This window comes from Macrococcus epidermidis (assembly GCF_024205965.1).
GTDB lineage: Bacteria > Bacillota > Bacilli > Staphylococcales > Staphylococcaceae > Macrococcoides > Macrococcoides epidermidis.
In genome coordinates this window covers 57,562-75,909 of record NZ_CP073819.1, presented here as the reverse complement: position 1 = coordinate 75,909, position 18,348 = coordinate 57,562, and the positions used below count along the sequence as shown (strand labels likewise).

Sequence of the window (18,348 nt, the reverse complement as noted above, 5' to 3'; positions counted from 1 at the left end):
ATATAGTTAGGTATATAATATTTTTTCATCTACTTAAATATTAACTCATTATATCCATATACCATAAATCCAAAATTTATAACATCTGCATTTTTATAAATTTCCAATACATCTTTATATTTACCAAATGTATCGACTATTTGATGCTTTTTAAAATAAAGATAGTTACCTTCAAAATCCTCGATAATAACCCATATAAATGCTAATTTATCATATTTGAATGTGTATTCTAATTCTAATTTGTAATTTGTATCCTTTATATTTTTAGTTTTTAAACTTCTCATAACCACTAAAAATTCATTTTCTTTAATATCATTTTCACAACTAATTACATGATAATATTCTCCTTCTCTCTTCAATATAAACATTTGTGGATTAATACCTGTTAAAAACCAATCAGTCATATAAATCACTCCTTATATATTTTGTATTTAATTATAACGGAGTAGGTTGTAGTTGTTTTGATCCAAATTGCTATTTTATTTAAGTAAATTATTCAGAGTGAGCTTTTAATGCACTAAAAATATCCAAACTCCCTTTACCAAAGATAATGCTATTTTCTCTGTCCACTACTCCATACTTATATATGTGACTAATAGATTTTTCAGGGGAATCCTTATATTTATATTTATCAATAACTAGAGCAATAGCTCCAGATACTTTTGGTGCAGCTAACGAAGTTCCAACCTGATAATCATAGTATCCGTTTATAGAAGTACTCAATATAAACTCCTTCTGAATCATTCCTTGTTCATTCCAAAAATCTTCACCATATTTATTGAGTAATTTATAATCTCCACCTGGTGCTGTTATGTCAACAAAATTTTCTCCATAATTAGAGAAAATAGACTTCTCATTATTAGGTCCGGTAGAAGAGACTGTTACTACATTAGGTAAGTCTGCAGGTACATCTATTATCTTTCCTTTAATGTCGTATGTTTGTTTTTTATCTTTATAAAAATTAAGCATTTCTAATTTATTTCTAACATTCAATCCATCATTGCCCACTGCAGCTACAACCACACTCCCCTTGCTATTGGCGTAGTTAATGGCTTTTTTGTATGCTTTAATATCAGTTTTATTATCTATTTTCTTATTCGACCTATTATTAAGATAATAATCACCTAAACTTAGATTTATTACATCAGAATCATCATTGGCTGCTTCAATAATAGCTTTCGTGATCCAAGATGATTTAGCAGATGAATTTCCAAATACTCTATATACTTTCAAACTCACTCCAGGTGCTATCCCCTTAATATTTCCATTTGCGGCAACTTGTCCAGCCACTAATGTTCCATGACCTAAATCATCATCTAAATCATTTATATCACCTGTTTCTTCTTTTTCTTTACTATCAAAACCAAGATAAGGCACTAAGTTCTTACCACCAATAAAATTTCCTTTCAAATCTGGATGATCTTTATATATACCAGAATCAATTATCGCAACTGTGGTATTCTTGCTACCCTCTGTTATAGAATAGGAATCTCCATTATGAGTAACAAGTTTCATATCCCATTGTAAATCCCATGCTTTAGGCAAAACGGATGAATTATTAATTATATTTTTTTTATATACTTTTGGTGGAGAAATCACTGAAGTTTCACTGTATGAATCCACAAATGGCAAGCCGTTAATTTTTTCTGCTATATTATGTGTTGTGCTAATATCAATTAAATTCACTTCTTTAACAGAATATTCAACTTTTTTCCCACTAATACTTTCAATTTGTCTCAATTTGTTGTTCCAATTATCATTATTATCTAATACGAATGAATAACTTGTATCATTCTCGACACCATATGCAAACATCAGCGCAGTATTCATGAATGGAAATAATATAAATATTATTACAATTATTTTTTTCATTAAAACCCCTACATTTTCATTAAAATTTTATAAATAACTATTATTAAAGGAAATTGTAACAACTGCACAATTATTTTTATTTTGTATAAATAACTGAGAATTTATTTTACTAAGCATAATATTAGACATATATAAACCTAAACCGAAATGTTTTTTATCTCTTTGTCTTTTACTAGAATAAAATGGTATAAATTCACTATTCAGATAATCTTCAGGAAATTGAGAGCCTGTATTAGATATAATTAGATTTATCTTTTTATTTTTTTTTTCAATTTCTATTTTTAACGTTCCATTATTCATTATATGCTCAAGAGCATTAGATATTATATTTTGTAAAACTCTATTTATTATCAATTTATCTCTTTCTATATAGAAATTTGAACTTGAAATATTAAATTTAACTTGAATATTTTTTCTTATTAAAAGGGAGTTAAATTCTCTCAGCAGATTATTTATAGTAATTTTTAAATCTATTTTTTCAATATCTAAGGTATAATCATACCTATTCAATTTAGAAATAGTTAGTAACTCAGTTACCAATTTATCTATTCTAGAAATTTCAGAAAATATAATATCATACCTATTTTCTGAATTTTTATTTTTAGAATGTGTCAAACTTAACATTTCAGATTCAGCACTTATAATTGTCAATGGAGTTTTTATATCATGAGCTAACGAAGAAAACAAATTATTTTGTATTCTAATCTTTTCTTGTTGATCTACTAACAAGACTTTAAGTTTCGATTTCATTAAATTAATACTGTTTGAAAGTTCTTGAAATTCTTTCTCTTCAAAACTTCTTAAATCATTCTCAAGATTATCATCTTCAACATATTTTAGATAACTATTAATATCATCAAAGTTATTACTAATATTTTTATAGAGTTTTGATGTATAGTAAATTAAAGAACATACAAATAGAAACAAAGGAGACACTAGTAATAAATTCTGTAATATTCCATTATATATATCGATATAGCTATTACCTGTAGAAAAAGCTGGATATATTGCGATGATTTTCAAATCATTTTTTAATAATTCTACTCGATAAGTCAAATTGTCATTAACAAAAGAATCTGAGGTAGTCGAATCGATTAAATTATCTGTATTATATAACTTAAAATTATCTGTATACTTAATTAATTTACCTTTATAATATAATCCGTAAGCAAATCTCGTATCTTTATTATCAATAACTACTTTTTTATTTGAAATTAAATTTCGTTTATTTACTAGCACTTCTTTTTTTATTTTAGGATAATAACTACTATCATAGTAATCTCTAGGAAATATATTTGTCCAAATAATCCATGCAGACAAAACTAATATAATAGATAACAATGTAGTAACAACAATCTTTATGACAGTAAAAACAAAAGATTTTTTGAGTGATTTACCTTTCACTTTTCTCCTCCCAGAAATATCCGAAACCATATTTAGTCTGTATATAGGATGTAGTTGGATCACTTTCGGACAACTTTTTCCTTATTTTTTTTATATGCTCTGTCACTGTGTTTATATTGCTGTCATTATTGTATCCCCAAATTGTTTCAAATAACTTTTCTTTACTAACTGCACAATATTTATTCCTCACTAATTTTTCTATTAATAAGTATTCTTTCTTTGTAAAATCACACAATTGATTATTTATCAAAATTTCTTTTCTTCTAGTATCGATAATTAAATTACCTGTAATCAACCTTTCTGAGATTGTACTATTGTTTCTCTTTTCTCTTCTTAAGTGTATATCTATTTTAGTTTTGAGTTGCTTTAAACTGAAAGGCTTAGTTATATAGTCATCTCCACCACATTCTAATGCACTGATAATATCATCTTCCAAACTTAATGCACTGATAAAAATTATTGGGCACGTTGTTAAATTTCTTATATTTTTGCAAATTTCTATTCCACTTATTTCTGGTAGCATTATATCTAATAAAATAAGATCATATTTTGTATTCCTATATCTTTGAAAATTGTTAAATGAATCAACAACTGTAGTTTTATAACCGAAATGTCCCAAATATTCAGAAACAACTTTAGAAATATTTTTATCATCTTCCACATAAATAATATTGTTCATATTTTTTATCTAATTATTAAAAATAATTAGGATCCTCCCTTCTTACTAGGGCTTTTATTCAATACTGAGGTATAATATTAATTTAACAAAAAAGCAGCATCCCAATCAGTATATTTATCTTTCTCTATAGCCAATAAACAGAGTAATATACAGGTAACTCCATCTAATAGTCCAATTGTAGAAAGCTCTTTTTCTATAGGGTGATTACTTTCTTCCATATCACTTTCAATATTTTTAAATCCAAAAGGAGATTCTTCTTTATAAAAAGTCAAAACAATATCTTTCAAATTTTTAGATTCCAAAAGAAATGCGTGAGTTTTAGTTTCTTTATAAAATATTTTGTATAAATATGCTAATCCAACATATCCGTGGCAAAAAGTTGGAGAGATTATCCCTTGGTAGTTACCTATACCGTTTTCCATCAAATCACAAGCTGTCTTATATAAAAAGTCACTTTCCAATGCCTTTGAAGCAAGTAGTAGAGAATATGAAACTCCAGGCATACCATAACACCATGCATTTCTAACATCTTTAGCAGAATTGTCATTATTATCTACTTTATTTATATCCACCATACCTAACCAGTTTTTATTTTTTTTGTCCATGCACCTTATTAGTGTATCACTAATCCTAATTATTGATTTTTTTAATTCTTTACTTTTAAACCCATTGCTATATGCTTTTGACATAACAACTAAAGGCCCTGCTATCCCATGGGATAGTCCTAAGTTTAGAACACCATCTGGAAACATGTCTTTTTCATAATCTAAAAATAAATTTTTTGCTGGAATATGCCATTTCAAAACTTCTTTATCATTCATCGTTTTATATTCTGTTTTTTCTATAAAGTATTCTAAAACTAACTTTATTTCTTTGTCGAAAAACTCTTGCTTATCGTTGAGTAGCATATAATTCAAAGTTCCACTGAGACCCTGTATAACATCGTAATCATGAATTACCGTTTCATTAGATTTTTTTAATTCAACTAGTTTTTCATTAATTAATATTTTAATATATGAATCTATACTACTTTGATAGTTTTTGTAATATAATCCTTTTTTAGAGCATATAAGCAATGTAAGACCGATCCCCGCACATCCAGAGAACATAGAGATATCTTTCAACCCATTTTCACTAATTAATTTCATCATTTTTTGTATATAATCATTACAGTATTCCATCCAATTCTCATCAGGATAATGATAGCTCAGCTCTGAATAAAGCATGCATAATCCTGGTAAACCATGACTTAGTGTTAAAGGAGAATATGGATAAAACTTTTGATTATCAAAAATTAAATAATTATCTTCTTTTAGAGTTTCATGTTCTATAAATTCATGATTCGTCAACCTTAAAGATAAGTCTCTCACCAATGTAATTGTATTATTCAAACTTTTTCTACACCCTCTCAAATTTAGTTTCTTCCAAGTACAACTCTTTGTATAAACAACAATTTTCCATTAATACAGAGTGTTTCTCCATTCCCACAATTTTCCCCTTATCAAGTACAATTATTTTATTGAAGTCTTTAACAGCACTAATTTTATGAGTAATAAATATACCCAATTTATTTTTGGAAACGTTGTAAAATTCTTCGAATACATTGTTAGCCGATGAAGCATCTAATGCGGAACTTGGTTCATCAAATATATAAACGTCACTATTTTTGTAGTGTGTTCTTGCAAGTGCGATTTTTTGCCACTGACCTCCTGATAATTCTTGGCCATTCTCGAACCAATTTCCTAATTGTTTATTTAAATCATATTCTTTATTCTCACCCTTTAAAAAGTCGACTCCTAAATTACTAAGTACATTATTTACTTTCTTGATATTGTGTTGATTATATTTATCACCCAATGAAACATTATCAAATGCACTCATTTCTAATTTCAAAAAATCCTGAAATAAAACTGATAGATGATTTCTGTACTGAATTTTATTAATCTTCTTAAAATTAATATTATTAATATATATTTCTCCTGTATATTTAGCATATATTCCTGTAATCAATTTAGATAATGTACTTTTACCAGAACCATTTTTGCCAATAACGGCAATACTCTCTCCTTTTTTAATATCAAAAGAAACATTCTTCAATACCAGTTCATCCTCATACTTATATGACACACTACGAAAAGAAATGCTTTCTATACTATCTATTATTATACCTTCATTATCTTCTTCTTTTAATGCTAAAAATTTTTCCATCAAATCCATATACATGTTACTATTGTAAATAGTATAGATAGAAGTAATCATACCCATTGTACATGATTGTATTGTCCCAACGGATCTAATATATGATGTAACATTACCTATTAGTAGCTTTCCTTTGACAGCTTCTGTAACTGCCAATAATATAATACATGCGCTAACTATCTCTTGTGTGATATTAAATAAAATTGAAATGTATGCTCTCTTTTTATTTATATCATTTTCTTGTTTTATAAAAGCCTTATTAATACTCCAGTATTTATCAATGAAGTAATTTTTCAAATTATTAGCCTTAATTTCCTTAAACGCGAAATCATGTGTCATTAAATATTCTATGTACCAACTTTCTCGTTCCTTGCTACTTCGATTATATCTCATCAAAAATTCTTGCTTTCCTATCTTTAGATAATATATCGATGAAATAACAGGAACTACTACAACAGCTCCAATTACCCATGACTTCCAGACAAATAGAATACTAGCAACAGAGATAAAAGTTATAAATGATGAAATAAAAGTTAATGTTGATTCAAAAGTCTGATAAGGTTTTGTTGAAATATCATTCTCTAGTCTGCTAATTTGATCATATGTTTCTGTATTTTCAAAATCTTCTACTGCTAACTTACTACATTTACTAACTAACATATAATTCAATTTATAGTTTAATAATATTTGTAGCTTCGAAGATACATAGGATTTTATGCTAGAGAATATATCAGATAATATTGAGAATATAATATAGATAATAAAGATTTTTATAGTTACATTTATACCTTCATTCCTTATCTGTATACTATTTAATAATTCTTGTGATAATATTACTGATACTGCAGGTGATAAACCCGTTAATATTGTAAGAATAAAGATTGTAATGATAAGTTTCTTATTAACGTTATAAATTAGATTTAACGTTTTAAATACATTTATAAGATGATTTATACTTTGCTTATTCAATTGTCATCAACATCTTTCGCTTAAATTGCTGTGAATGTAGCACTTTCAACGCATAAAAGTAAATCTTTTCCTCCAACAATCTATTTGTACCTAAAAATCTATTACAATGAAGGTGAATAATACTCATAATGATATCGTCTTCACTATTTTGTATATTTTCATCATTTATCAGCTTTTCAATAAAATTATTTATAGGTTTTTTTCTATTATTTAAAGTTGCTATTAAATCACGATTTTCCAAAGAAATTGAAGCAAACTTGGCCCAATCATTATAAGAATCCAATTCTTCTTGAAATTCATTCTTGAATTTTTGATATTCGTCTATATACTTATTATGAGATACAGAATTACTTAACAGTCTTATTTGATTATCATATGAAATTCCAAATGAATTTAAATAATGTAAAACTGATAAAACCCCCAACTTTTCAACCTTTAAATCTGATTTCAACATAGCAAAAACTACTTCACTATCTATTTGAAATAGGCTTTCAGCTAGACACATCAAATTTTTATTACCATACCTCTCATTTTCGGGTATATATGTTTCAATCGAATAGTCTTTAACAGTTTTATTAATTATTAACTTATTCATTATTTTATTAAATTCTTTGATTATCTCATTTAATTTATTATTTTTATATTTAATTCTAAATCTAATGTGTGGTAATGGATCAGAGTATCTAATAAAGTAATACTTATCAATATAATCCTTACTTTTATCACAAATATACTCCAAATATTTTATTAACTCTTCTTCATTTTGTTTAGGGGTATAAATCTTATAATATATCCACTCTTCTAAGGGGAGGTACAAGCTTTCAGAATTAAGTTTATTTACAGGCCTATTGTATTTATCATTATTTTTTTCTTTACAACTGAAATTGATAAAAGGAATAACTACTTCTACCGGTTTATTATCATTACCAACTTTTAGGTTTTCCCTTTCTTCTTTACCACAAATAATAATTTCATCTAACTGTTTAAATTTCTTAAATAGAACTTCATCATAAACATCATTATTTAAATCTATTAAGATTCTATTATCCGCACTTTGTAAATAGAATTCATTAGGAATTTTCATTAAATCACTGTAGTTCTTAAATGCACTCATAAAGTTAGCCAAAGTAAGTTTATTGCCATTTAATTTAAGATTAACTTTATTTATCTTCCAAGTTTCTGGTTCAATCACAATATTTTTATACTTTATTTTTGGTATATAAGAGAAGTTCATATAATACTTATTCCAAGGAAAGTTGCTCCAGTACAAATCATCTTGTAATGATATTTCTTGTAGCAATCTTATCCCATTATCTGCTATACTAGGATTTAGCATATTATTACTCATAACAGATATTTTTTCATTAGTTATTCTATTTCTTATAAAGAATCTATTACTTTCAACTCCAATTAATATATCATCTAAAGATAACTCTTGCTTCACACTAAACGCATTTGTATTAATTGATATGCTATTTTCCAAAATAGAATAGTCCCTAGTTACATTAGCCGATCTAATATTTTGAGGAAGGTACGAAATATTATAAATACTTTCTTGCGATCTATTAATATATTCTTTCTCTATTGTTGCTATAACATTCTTTACATCATCATTAATGTAAGAAAATCTCCCAAATGACTTCCCAGCTTTATTTGAGCCAATATTTGGTCCTAAGTAGTATTGATTTTGTCCATTTAAAGTTTTAATATTAAAATTTAGCTCAAGCCCAATTGGATATTTTATCTCTTTTTTATCTTTTTTAAAAAATACGAAAAAATCATCAATTACAATATCTTTCTTCATTTTTACGGCTTCTATATATTTAGAAATAAAATAATTTTTCTCTAATATATTTTCGTCATTCATAACATCATTTTTTATATATTTGTTTTGAGGCTTAGTATATGTATTTGGTGCACCTATTCCTAATGATTCATCCAAAAGTTCATATAATGGAACTTCAATATACTCTCCATATCTTTCTAAAAACCTATTTTTATATTCCTCTAAATAATTTATCTTGTTAGATGAGTGTAGGCTTATAATAAAATCTAAAAAGGCTTCTAAGTCATCTATATCCGAATAACTTAATACCGATTCATTTGCTGTAAAATATGTATCAACTTGTAAATAACTTTTCGGTTTTTTATCTACTAATTTACTCAAATTTTTTATAATTTCTAAATATAATTCACTACCTAATCCAATTTCAGTCAAACAATATTCTGTAATTTTATCTTGTATTTTAGTTAAACTTTCTACGATATCTTTAAAATTCTCTTCTTTTTCTAATTCTTCTATCAACCACTTTAATTCATTTGTATTTGTTAGAGGCGGTCTTAATGTAGAAATTAAGAATTCCTTTTCTATAATTTGAGATAAATAATTTTCAATTATATTTGGATTTTTATCAGGATATTCTTTTAATAATGCCCCCAATAATTTGTTAAAATGGATTTCTTTTTCTGACTTAAACAAATCAAATATTAACTGTACTGGTTTACTTCTGTTTATGCTAATTCTTTCATCCTTATTTTTTGTACTATATGGCAAAAATACTCTGTCCCCTATATTATATGTGGCATTATTTTTTCTATACCTTAATAATTTATAATTGTTTTTTTCAATTTGATGAACCAAATTCATAATAAATTCAATATCTAATCTAACATTTTTATAAAATGAAGTATTATTAAATTTATCATTTTTTTCATCTATATTAGAAACATTGATTGCTGAAAACAATCCAAAAGGAGTTGTTCTTGTGACAGCCCTATTTATATAACTAACAATTGAGTTGATAAAATTCCTCTTCTTTTTTGTAGATAATTCATTGAAATTTTTATTTACTAGTGTGTCATATAAAGATGGGGAAGCTATCAATAATTGTTCACAGAAGACTGAATTATTTTTAAGTTTATAAAGATTTTTTTCTATATCGTCTAATAAATTCAATAAATTTTTAGATTGTATTGGAACTCTAATCATGTAATTTTTCAAAAACTCCATTAAACACTCCACCTCTATAGATAAAGCGGACATGCATTCACACATCCGCCTTTTGAATTATAATTAACATCCACCTAAAGAACAAATAAGCGATCCACCACAACAGTTGGATTTTAAGGTTGAATCACCTTTACAAGTATTGTTGCACGTTCCTGGAGTACAGAATTTTAAGCTTGTAATTCTAGGTTCATTACTATCATTACTTTTAGTTGACTTAAGATTTAAATCAAAATCATCGTATTTTGGCATATTAAAAATCCTCTCTCTCAAATAGTTTTAGGCACAAGTCCAGCATGTTTTAGTTACACAAACGTTTGAACATAACCAGTTTGTTTTAGGACACTCTTTATTACAAGTTCCTGGAGTACAAGCAGCAAGACTAGTAACTCGAGGGTCTGTTCCATTGTTAGTAGCTTCATTAGATTTTAAGTTCAAATCAAAATCATCATACTTTGGCATAATTATAATTCTCCTTTTATATTATTTGTAATCGATTACAAATTTAATAATAATGTCCAATTATAAATTTCTTATAAACTATTTATAAAAAAAAAATAAACAAAAAAAATAATTTTCAAACTTTATAATTACTTTATTTTTAAGTGTAATAATGTTTACTATCAAATAGGCTTTCATACAAAGGAGTGTAACTAAAATGGAATATATTCTTCAGACAAATAAATTAACAAAACGCTATGGAAAAGATACTGTTGTAAACAACGTAAGTATTAATGTTAAAAAAAATATAGTTTATGGTTTAGTAGGACCAAATGGTGCAGGGAAATCAACAATACTTAAAATGATTACTGGAAGTATTAAGAAATCAGATGGTGCGATTTTGTATAACGGTGAAGAAAATATAAAGAATATTTCAATAGGCTCTTTAATCGAAGAACCTGCAATTTATAAAAACTTAACTGCAGAAGAAAATTTATTAGTTTTTTCTAAATTATTTAATGTAGAAAGAGATAGAATTAAACAAGTTTTGGATATAGTTAATTTAAAAAACACTAAAAATAAAAAGGCATCTCAGTTTTCATTAGGAATGAAACAAAGATTAGGAATTGCTATGGCTCTACTTAGAAATCCTAACTTATTAATTTTAGATGAGCCAACTAACGGTTTAGATCCTATTGGAATTAAAGAATTAAGAGAACTAATTAAATCGTTTCCTAAAAAAGGAATCACAGTTATTGTTTCAAGTCACAATCTTTCAGAAATCCAACATATGACTCAATTTGTAGGCATATTGAATAAAGGTGACTTAAAATACGAAGGAGTTATACCAAACAATCAAGATTTAGAAAGTTTCTTTTTAGAGATTTTATATCGAGAGGAGAAGAATTACGATGCTTAATTATATTTCTGTAGAACACCTAAAAGGAAAACGAACTTTTAGTCATATCTTTTTAATATTATATCCATTTCTTATATCACTATTATGCATTCCATTTACTACATTAATGTATTCAGACATAAATTACTTTATACCTCTAATATATAACTGGTGGCCAACATTATTTTTACCTATTGGGTTAAGTGTTTTAGTGTTTCAAAGCTTAGATAGAGAAAAAAAAGCTTCTACAGATAAATATCTATTTTTACTCGATACTCGATTGATATGGATCTCAAAAATTATCACCTTAAGTTTATATTCACTAACTGCAAACTTTATGATTACAATTTTTTCTATTATTATTCAATTCATTTTATATGGAAGTAATATTCAAATATATAGTGTCAGTTATGCATCTTTAGTGTTATGGATTACAACTTTATTTATAATTCCTTTTTCATTTATAGTAGGGAGACTTTTAAAACCATTATCTGCAGTTATTTTTAATGTCATAGGCATGGTTATTTCTGTTTTCTGTATTACTTCGGATTTTTGGTATTTTATACCTTGGTCTTGGGGTTTAAGAGCTATAACTCCCATTGTAAAAACTAGACCAAATGGAACTTTACTGCCAGAAAAAGATGTATTAAACACGCCTGAAATAGTTATTCCAACATGCATATTATCTTTTGGAATATTTATTATATTATCATTAATTGCCATTATATTATTAAAAAATAGAAGAGGTGAAGATACATGATTGCTTTCTCATTATCATCTGAATTTCTTAAGATTAAGAGATCATTTTTTAAAAAGTTTCTCTTAATCTTTCCTCTAATATTTAATGTTTTAATAATTGGATACTCTTTTATTATTAAACAAAACTTTAATAGTGACAGTTATTTTTTTAATTATTTTTCAATACTAACATTCTTATTACCTGCTACAATATGTTTTTTATTAACATTATTTTGGGACATAGAAAAAGATCCTAGTAACTTAAAAAATATATTTAGTATTAATGGTTATTATTTTAAACTTTTAAATTTAAAATTTGTTTTTTCTTTCTTTATAATTACGTGTATGTATATTTTAAATGCTTCTATTACTATTCTAATTTTATCTTTTGCTAATACCAATGTTGATACACTGATACATTTTGGAATAGGCTTTTTAATATGTTGGTTATCTTTTCTAACAACATTTGTGATATTCTTTTTCATTAATATTATATTTAGTTTCACTACTATGCTATTTATTGCTGCTGGTAGTTCATTATTCACTGCAATTATTGGTCTTACAGCTTTAGGTAATGGGATTTGGATTGTTGTCCCATTCACATGGGCAGCAAGAATGACCACATTATTAACCAGTCATATGAATATGTATAACACACTTTTTTTAAATAGATATATATTGATTTTTTTTATTATGAGTAGTTTCATCACATTTTACTTTTTAAGATATATAGTTATCTATTTTTCAAGAAAAGGTTAAGGAAAAATAGCTCCAGGATAATACTATCCTTTCTTTATTTTTAGTTATTAATCTAACAATAATCAAGCAATTTCTTTTGAAGTATATGACGGTAAACAATTAGAGAAAGCGCTACTCAGCGCTTTCTCTTTATTTTTGTCTTATAACATACTATATCTAGGGATATGATCTGTTCCCGTTATCCCGTTAATATTTTTAAATACATTACTAATTACAGCAATATCGTAATACAATTAATTAATAATTCGTTTTATATCTGAAATACTACGGGAAAACGGGAAAGCTTACTTACTCAATGATTTTGTAATGTAATACTCAGTCACCAAAGCATCCTTGCACTCCATAAGCTTTGGTAATGCTTCATAGAAATCCTTAGACTCCTTAAGTGCCTTATAACACAGAAACATATTGATCTTAATTTGCTTTTCACTCAAAACATTAGAGTTGAAGATTTCTTCCATTAACGATTCTTGTTGCATTTCCACACTCTCCTCTTAATGTAATATGAATACAATTCGATTATACAATTTCAATTTAACTCATAGTGTAAAATTTCTATTAATTATTTATTAAAATATTAAATTATGTATTTCCCGTAATCCCGTAAATATTTTTGAATATATTATTAATAAGCCCGATTTCATTATGAAAATTTAAATGACACTTAACTTTATACTCGAAAAAATACGGGAAAACGGGAACTGGATTATGTAGAAAAAATAGTAGGAAAAATGATACGCACTTGCGTATCACAACGTCCAACTATTAAAAAACCGTATCGTTTTTGAGACAATAAATTCAACTCTATATTCATCAAAATTATCCTCTTTTATTTATGTACTCCCCCCACTTCATTCCAATATCACTATACAGCAATCGTAATTAATTCTCTTTTGAATATATATTATATATCCGATGTACCATACACATCGAATATAGACAGGGAGGAATTATTCATGAGTTTATCAGAACAGCTATGTAAGTTTGTAGAAAGGCGCTTTAAGTATCTAAATGATATCTGGTATTTCGAACATGTAGAAACAACTTTAGGTGAAATATTTGATGGTAAGGATTTATATGGAGATCTAAGTGCAGATAAGGAAGTTGATACCTTCACCTATTTTTCTATGACATTAGATGATGAACATGTTTATCCATTTATCGTACAAGATGACAAACAGATCATCGCAATGGGTTATATCGAAGAGGAAGAGTTGAAATTAATCTATCTAACAGATGGTAGAAGTATTTTTATCGATGAGTTACATCTTCTCGATACTAACAAGGAGAGTGTTCAAAATGAAACAGTGGGTTAAGTTTGCACAAGTCACTATCGTTGTAATCAATGAAATTATCAGCAAGTTTGGAGATGATCGTAATGAGTAAATATCAGACGTATATCACACGTGGGATTGATGAACATATTCCAAGCAGTATCATTAACATCATATGGTCGCTCGTGCTAAAAAGAGAAGAAGAAGCGGCAAAATATAATGAAACACCAGATTACTTAAGTATCTTTCACATCAGAAAAACAGATAAAGATAATGTCATTTGTATTAAGCATCTACAGGAACAACCACCATATTCTAATACCTATAAATTCATATCGAATGAAGTTTTCACAAGACAAAAGGTCTACGTTATCCGAGAAGATACCGTAGACCTTAAATATTTTGTAATGTTACTGCCGGATGAATACTAATAATAAAGGAGCTTAACTATGTTTACTAAAATAACAAATACACTTACAACGAATGCTGTATTCAGCGAAGACGGAAATCATAGATATCTACTCACAAAGTCCTGGGATACCAACCAGAAAACATGCACTATTATCACTAAGTTCCCTGCAAATGAGGGAACCTTATATCTTGATCTCACTACATTTCTAACGCTTAATCAGCTTTCAAAGCTTGGATACGGGACAATTCATATGGTTAACCTATACTCGAATATCAAATCTCCACATAACAAGAAATACTTAGATGATGGCTACGACAAACATACTGACATACACATCATGGATGCTGCAAAGGAATCAGATACAATCATTATCGCTTATGGCTCCTACGGTAAGAATCCCAAAGTAATCCCTCGAGCAGAAGAAGTGATGAAGATGTTGAAACCACATCAAAAGAAAATCAAACATCTTATCAACCCTACTAATTCAGAAGATATTCACCCACTTAATCCCATCGCAAGACATGAATGGGTTCTAAAATAATATATAAAGGAATGAAATATAATGACAAAAAAGAAAATTAATATTGTGTCCCTTCAAATGATAAAAGAAAAGGTAATGTGGTACTCCGAAAGAAAAATCAAATCGCCAGAAGATGCTTATCACATTCTAAAGAAGTTTGCGGGTGATTCAGATCGTGAACAGATGATAATGATTGCTCTCAATACTAAAAATGAACCCACCCACATTCAAACTGTATCTATCGGCTCATTAAATGCATCTGTTGTACATCCCAGAGAAGTATTTAAAACAGCTATTCTAAGCAATTCCGCAAATATTATACTTGGACATAACCATCCTTCCGGTAATACAGAACCTAGCTATGAGGACATAAATATAACAAGACAACTTACACAAGCAGGTGATTTGTTAGGTATTACTGTCCTAGATCATATTATTTTCACCGATAGTGAATTTATCTCACTTAAAGAAAGTGGACATATTTAAGACGGTTAGACATATATTGTCTAACCGTTTTATTTTTTTGCTTTGTTATATACGAAATAGCATTAGATCCAGCAATTATCATCTGTAAAATATTTATATTTTTTATAAAGGTTTGACGTATCGTGTCTATGTCATTTTCTATAATTAAACCATTGGATGGAGGGTGGTGATTAAGACGTTGAATCGAGCACAAAGACTGTTAATTCTATATAACCGATTGATAAAGAATAGATATATAAACAAAGAAGAAATAGCGTATGAATTTGGTGTAAATCCTAGAACGGTACAAAGAGATATAGATGAAATCAGGACTTATCTAAGTGACTCAAATGAACATTTATACAGGCAGGAAATCATCTATAACCATTCATTGAATGCATATAGTATTTCTAATCATCTATCTCACAGAGACAGTTATCCGTTACGAATGATTTTGACCCAACTATATTCCCTATCGCCAGTTATGCATGAAAAGATTTACGATACGCTTAAGACTATTATCACCGAAAATTATAACCACGATATGAATGAACTTGTACGTTTATTAAAACAATTTACAGTCATTAATTCAGAATCAGACTATAAAATCATTAGTCAAATTCAAAACGCTATTTTACAGAAGAACATAATCAACATCGTAACTATCCAAGATGTTATAACAAACACTACACCTTTAGAAATTTACTATAAACACTCTGACTTTTTTCTAGTTTACATACAGGGAAGAGAAGAAACATCTATCAGAATTTCTAGCATACAATCTATTCAACTTGAAAAGAGACAGGATAAACATGAGGACAATATATCAACATTTGAAATGACAAAAGAAGTTTGGCATACATTAAAAGATATTTACGAAGTAAGTCTTATAGAGTCCATAACAGATGCGACGATTATTGTTTCATTCAATATGACTCGAAAAAATGTTTTCGAAGTACTTTTAGTTCACAGTCCATACATACGTTTGATTAACAGTCCCTACTCAAAAGATTTCTATGATTATCTTCTATGTCTTAATCAAGTCTACTTCACTCAACAAATAGATAAAGATGACTTGGAGTGATATTAATGAAAATAACTAATCAAAAAGATCTGGATAAGGCAAAAAAAGCAGCGATGCGTATTGTTAAACAGCGTGCTACAACTAGTGGTGCAATTGCTGCCGTTCCTGTTCCAGGAGTTGATGTAGCTGCTGACATCGGCTTGATAATGGAAGTCGTTGATAAGTTTAATAAAAAGTTTGGACTGTCCAATGATCAAATTGATGATCTGGATGCTGCGGAAAAACAAAAGATACTTGTAATCGTTACATCAGTGGGAAATCAGTTCATTGGAAAGAATCTTACAAAGGAATTAGTAATCAAAGTACTGAAAACAATGGGCTTCAAAAAACTTCGTGATAAGCAAATAGCTAAATTTGTGCCGGTTATCGGAGCTGTTGTTTCTGGTGGTATTAGTTATAGTGCTATGTACGCTTTAGGGAAAAGACATGTCGATGAATGCTATATGGTATGTCAGGAGATGATTGAATCTGAAAAAGCAGATACTTAATATCAAAAATATGTTCTTTAAAAAGAAAGAGTTTGAGTTATCACCTGATGTAGTAAATATCGATCGAAAGTTAACACAATCTACAGATGAACAGTTAATTCAAATGTACAACAAATATTCTGGTTCGGAAAATCATTATACAAAGATGATTACAGTAAAACATCTATTAGAAGATAGAAATTATAAATTAATGAATACAACAATCAATAGATAAAGGAGAAATAAGTAATGAAATTTACATTTTACGAATACATAAATGTCCATAACTTAGAACAAAATCTTAAAAAATTAGCATTAGAAAAAGACTATAAATTAACAACTTATACAGAAAAGCTTAAAGAAGATGAGGTAATCAACACAGGTTCAAAATCAACAAAACGTGCTTTTATAAAAGTTTTTCTTGATGGTGCAGAAATATCTAGTTTCTATCTAAAACATCGTAAACATAATTATGTAATTACAGTAGGTCAGTCGAAAGACAAAAAAATTAATGGTATTAATGTAACTTTTGATAACAAACCATTCAAACAATTAGGGAAACTTGGAATTGGCGGATTAGCTTTAGCCACATTCTCAACTGGTGGATTAGTATTACCTTTAATAGGACTATCAGCCTCAACTGCAGCACTCATCTCTACAACAAAAAGAATGTTAACAATTAAAGGACCATTGAAAAACGACATATCTGACATTATTGACAAATGTGCTAAAAATCCTACTGATTTTAATATTCAAAAGGAAGGCAAAAGGAGGTATTCTAATGAATAAAAAGTTTTCAAAATTAACTGAAGTTGTAGGTAACAATAGTAAAAAAGCTGCTACTATTACCGGAAAAACGGCACTTAAAGCTGCTAAATTTACAGGTAATAAAGCTTTATCAACTGCAAAGACAACTGGAAAATATGCTGGTTTGACAGCAGTTGCATTAGTACAAGCGATTTGGGAAACAACAGGTAGTAATGGTACTATGAGAACTTTAATGGAAGATCTTTCAGACAAAGAACTCATGGAATGGCACAAGCATAATGAAGAATCTGATGATTATGATTCGAATATCGGTACTGCTACTAAATCTCTTTTAGAGAGCAGAGGATATTATTATGACTATAATAATAAGATTTGGAAAAAGTATCAGTAAT

General features: G+C 27.8%; 22 protein-coding genes. 12 read left to right on the top strand and 10 right to left on the bottom strand.

The annotated features are described in order from the left end of the window. Nucleotides 1-29 precede the first annotated feature (29 nt). The 9 genes from KFV12_RS00395 to KFV12_RS00360 form a co-directional block, all read right to left on the bottom strand. Nucleotides 30-404, bottom strand: a complete 375-nt coding sequence (locus tag KFV12_RS00395) for a hypothetical protein (RefSeq protein WP_254256994.1) — start codon at nucleotides 402-404, stop codon at nucleotides 30-32. Between the two features lie 88 nt (nucleotides 405-492). Continuing rightward, nucleotides 493-1,872, bottom strand: coding sequence for a S8 family peptidase (locus KFV12_RS00390; protein ID WP_254256993.1), 1,380 nt, complete (start codon nucleotides 1,870-1,872; stop codon nucleotides 493-495). A gap of 27 nt (nucleotides 1,873-1,899) precedes the next feature. After that, a complete protein-coding gene (locus KFV12_RS00385; RefSeq protein ID WP_254256992.1) occupies nucleotides 1,900-3,276 on the bottom strand; it encodes a sensor histidine kinase in 1,377 nt (458 codons plus the stop codon). Then, nucleotides 3,266-3,955 carry a response regulator transcription factor gene (locus KFV12_RS00380; protein ID WP_254256991.1) on the bottom strand — a complete coding sequence of 230 codons (690 nt, stop codon included), beginning with the start codon at nucleotides 3,953-3,955 and terminating at the stop codon, nucleotides 3,266-3,268. The genes KFV12_RS00385 and KFV12_RS00380 overlap by 11 nt, the downstream gene beginning before the upstream one ends. A 77-nt stretch (nucleotides 3,956-4,032) precedes the next feature. After that, entirely contained in the window at nucleotides 4,033-5,346 is a 1,314-nt protein-coding gene (locus KFV12_RS00375) for a lanthionine synthetase C family protein (protein ID WP_254256990.1), read from the bottom strand. 7 nt (nucleotides 5,347-5,353) lie between these two features. Beyond that, nucleotides 5,354-7,123, bottom strand: coding sequence for an ATP-binding cassette domain-containing protein (locus KFV12_RS00370; RefSeq protein WP_254256989.1), 1,770 nt, complete (start codon nucleotides 7,121-7,123; stop codon nucleotides 5,354-5,356). Next, entirely contained in the window at nucleotides 7,116-10,133 is a 3,018-nt protein-coding gene (locus KFV12_RS00365; protein ID WP_254256988.1) for a lantibiotic dehydratase, read from the bottom strand. Before KFV12_RS00365 ends, KFV12_RS00370 begins: the two co-directional genes overlap by 8 nt. A 63-nt stretch (nucleotides 10,134-10,196) precedes the next feature. Then, complete coding sequence (locus tag KFV12_RS13340) at nucleotides 10,197-10,382, bottom strand: gallidermin family lantibiotic (RefSeq protein ID WP_367304757.1); 186 nt, start codon at nucleotides 10,380-10,382, stop codon at nucleotides 10,197-10,199. A 27-nt stretch (nucleotides 10,383-10,409) separates the two neighbouring features. Then, the gene (locus KFV12_RS00360) at nucleotides 10,410-10,592 is read right to left on the bottom strand and encodes a gallidermin/nisin family lantibiotic (RefSeq protein WP_254256987.1); all 183 of its coding nucleotides are present in this window, start codon (nucleotides 10,590-10,592) and stop codon (nucleotides 10,410-10,412) included. Between the two features lie 196 nt (nucleotides 10,593-10,788). Between KFV12_RS00360 and KFV12_RS00355 the strand changes: the two genes are divergently transcribed. The 3 genes from KFV12_RS00355 to KFV12_RS13335 are packed head-to-tail and all read left to right on the top strand — an operon-like array spanning nucleotide 10,789 to nucleotide 12,966. Next, the gene (locus KFV12_RS00355; protein ID WP_254256986.1) at nucleotides 10,789-11,490 is read left to right on the top strand and encodes an ATP-binding cassette domain-containing protein; all 702 of its coding nucleotides are present in this window, start codon (nucleotides 10,789-10,791) and stop codon (nucleotides 11,488-11,490) included. After that, a complete protein-coding gene (locus tag KFV12_RS00350; RefSeq protein WP_254256985.1) occupies nucleotides 11,483-12,229 on the top strand; it encodes a lantibiotic immunity ABC transporter MutE/EpiE family permease subunit in 747 nt (248 codons plus the stop codon). Before KFV12_RS00355 ends, KFV12_RS00350 begins: the two co-directional genes overlap by 8 nt. Then, nucleotides 12,226-12,966 (top strand): ABC transporter permease, encoded by a 741-nt coding sequence (locus KFV12_RS13335; protein WP_367304756.1) that lies wholly within the window; start codon nucleotides 12,226-12,228, stop codon nucleotides 12,964-12,966. Before KFV12_RS00350 ends, KFV12_RS13335 begins: the two co-directional genes overlap by 4 nt. Before the next feature lie 284 nt (nucleotides 12,967-13,250). Here the strand turns inward: KFV12_RS13335 and KFV12_RS00340 are convergent, their stop codons facing one another. Continuing rightward, nucleotides 13,251-13,445, bottom strand: coding sequence for a hypothetical protein (locus KFV12_RS00340; RefSeq protein ID WP_203545933.1), 195 nt, complete (start codon nucleotides 13,443-13,445; stop codon nucleotides 13,251-13,253). A gap of 477 nt (nucleotides 13,446-13,922) precedes the next feature. Between KFV12_RS00340 and KFV12_RS00335 the strand changes: the two genes are divergently transcribed. The 9 genes from KFV12_RS00335 (at nucleotide 13,923) to KFV12_RS00295 (ending at nucleotide 18,347) form a co-directional block, all read left to right on the top strand. After that, a complete protein-coding gene (locus KFV12_RS00335) occupies nucleotides 13,923-14,282 on the top strand; it encodes an SAUGI family uracil-DNA glycosylase inhibitor (RefSeq protein ID WP_254256983.1) in 360 nt (119 codons plus the stop codon). Between the two features lie 62 nt (nucleotides 14,283-14,344). Beyond that, a complete protein-coding gene (locus KFV12_RS00330; RefSeq protein ID WP_188017757.1) occupies nucleotides 14,345-14,671 on the top strand; it encodes a DUF960 family protein in 327 nt (108 codons plus the stop codon). A gap of 18 nt (nucleotides 14,672-14,689) precedes the next feature. Beyond that, complete coding sequence (locus KFV12_RS00325; protein ID WP_254256982.1) at nucleotides 14,690-15,193, top strand: DUF1643 domain-containing protein; 504 nt, start codon at nucleotides 14,690-14,692, stop codon at nucleotides 15,191-15,193. 21 nt (nucleotides 15,194-15,214) lie between these two features. Then, nucleotides 15,215-15,658 (top strand): JAB domain-containing protein, encoded by a 444-nt coding sequence (locus tag KFV12_RS00320; protein ID WP_133353683.1) that lies wholly within the window; start codon nucleotides 15,215-15,217, stop codon nucleotides 15,656-15,658. A gap of 178 nt (nucleotides 15,659-15,836) precedes the next feature. Then, a complete protein-coding gene (locus tag KFV12_RS00315) occupies nucleotides 15,837-16,721 on the top strand; it encodes an HTH domain-containing protein (RefSeq protein WP_254256981.1) in 885 nt (294 codons plus the stop codon). 5 nt (nucleotides 16,722-16,726) lie between these two features. Continuing rightward, on the top strand, nucleotides 16,727-17,209 hold the full coding sequence (locus KFV12_RS00310) for a hypothetical protein (protein WP_254256980.1): 483 nt from the start codon (nucleotides 16,727-16,729) through the stop codon (nucleotides 17,207-17,209). Next, nucleotides 17,184-17,423 carry a hypothetical protein gene (locus tag KFV12_RS00305; protein WP_254256979.1) on the top strand — a complete coding sequence of 80 codons (240 nt, stop codon included), beginning with the start codon at nucleotides 17,184-17,186 and terminating at the stop codon, nucleotides 17,421-17,423. Before KFV12_RS00310 ends, KFV12_RS00305 begins: the two co-directional genes overlap by 26 nt. A gap of 14 nt (nucleotides 17,424-17,437) precedes the next feature. Then, entirely contained in the window at nucleotides 17,438-17,977 is a 540-nt protein-coding gene (locus tag KFV12_RS00300; RefSeq protein WP_254256978.1) for a hypothetical protein, read from the top strand. Further along, the gene (locus tag KFV12_RS00295) at nucleotides 17,970-18,347 is read left to right on the top strand and encodes a hypothetical protein (protein WP_254256977.1); all 378 of its coding nucleotides are present in this window, start codon (nucleotides 17,970-17,972) and stop codon (nucleotides 18,345-18,347) included. Before KFV12_RS00300 ends, KFV12_RS00295 begins: the two co-directional genes overlap by 8 nt. Nucleotide 18,348 lies beyond the last annotated feature (1 nt).

What these genes read in the sequence shown, in the direction of transcription:
- KFV12_RS00395 (WP_254256994.1), bottom strand. Translation starts at nt 404, where the DNA reads ATGACTGATTGGTTTTTAACAGGTATTAATCCACAAATGTTTATATTG.
- KFV12_RS00390 (WP_254256993.1), bottom strand. Translation starts at nt 1,872, where the DNA reads ATGAAAAAAATAATTGTAATAATATTTATATTATTTCCATTCATGAAT.
- KFV12_RS00380 (WP_254256991.1), bottom strand. Translation starts at nt 3,955, where the DNA reads ATGAACAATATTATTTATGTGGAAGATGATAAAAATATTTCTAAAGTT.
- KFV12_RS00365 (WP_254256988.1), bottom strand. Translation starts at nt 10,133, where the DNA reads ATGGAGTTTTTGAAAAATTACATGATTAGAGTTCCAATACAATCTAAA.
- KFV12_RS13340 (WP_367304757.1), bottom strand. Translation starts at nt 10,382, where the DNA reads ATGCCAAAATACGATGATTTTGATTTAAATCTTAAGTCAACTAAAAGT.
- KFV12_RS00360 (WP_254256987.1), bottom strand. Translation starts at nt 10,592, where the DNA reads ATGCCAAAGTATGATGATTTTGATTTGAACTTAAAATCTAATGAAGCT.
- KFV12_RS00355 (WP_254256986.1), top strand. Translation starts at nt 10,789, where the DNA reads ATGGAATATATTCTTCAGACAAATAAATTAACAAAACGCTATGGAAAA.
- KFV12_RS00350 (WP_254256985.1), top strand. Translation starts at nt 11,483, where the DNA reads ATGCTTAATTATATTTCTGTAGAACACCTAAAAGGAAAACGAACTTTT.
- KFV12_RS13335 (WP_367304756.1), top strand. Translation starts at nt 12,226, where the DNA reads ATGATTGCTTTCTCATTATCATCTGAATTTCTTAAGATTAAGAGATCA.
- KFV12_RS00340 (WP_203545933.1), bottom strand. Translation starts at nt 13,445, where the DNA reads ATGCAACAAGAATCGTTAATGGAAGAAATCTTCAACTCTAATGTTTTG.
- KFV12_RS00335 (WP_254256983.1), top strand. Translation starts at nt 13,923, where the DNA reads ATGAGTTTATCAGAACAGCTATGTAAGTTTGTAGAAAGGCGCTTTAAG.
- KFV12_RS00330 (WP_188017757.1), top strand. Translation starts at nt 14,345, where the DNA reads ATGAGTAAATATCAGACGTATATCACACGTGGGATTGATGAACATATT.
- KFV12_RS00325 (WP_254256982.1), top strand. Translation starts at nt 14,690, where the DNA reads ATGTTTACTAAAATAACAAATACACTTACAACGAATGCTGTATTCAGC.
- KFV12_RS00320 (WP_133353683.1), top strand. Translation starts at nt 15,215, where the DNA reads ATGACAAAAAAGAAAATTAATATTGTGTCCCTTCAAATGATAAAAGAA.
- KFV12_RS00310 (WP_254256980.1), top strand. Translation starts at nt 16,727, where the DNA reads ATGAAAATAACTAATCAAAAAGATCTGGATAAGGCAAAAAAAGCAGCG.
- KFV12_RS00300 (WP_254256978.1), top strand. Translation starts at nt 17,438, where the DNA reads ATGAAATTTACATTTTACGAATACATAAATGTCCATAACTTAGAACAA.
- KFV12_RS00295 (WP_254256977.1), top strand. Translation starts at nt 17,970, where the DNA reads ATGAATAAAAAGTTTTCAAAATTAACTGAAGTTGTAGGTAACAATAGT.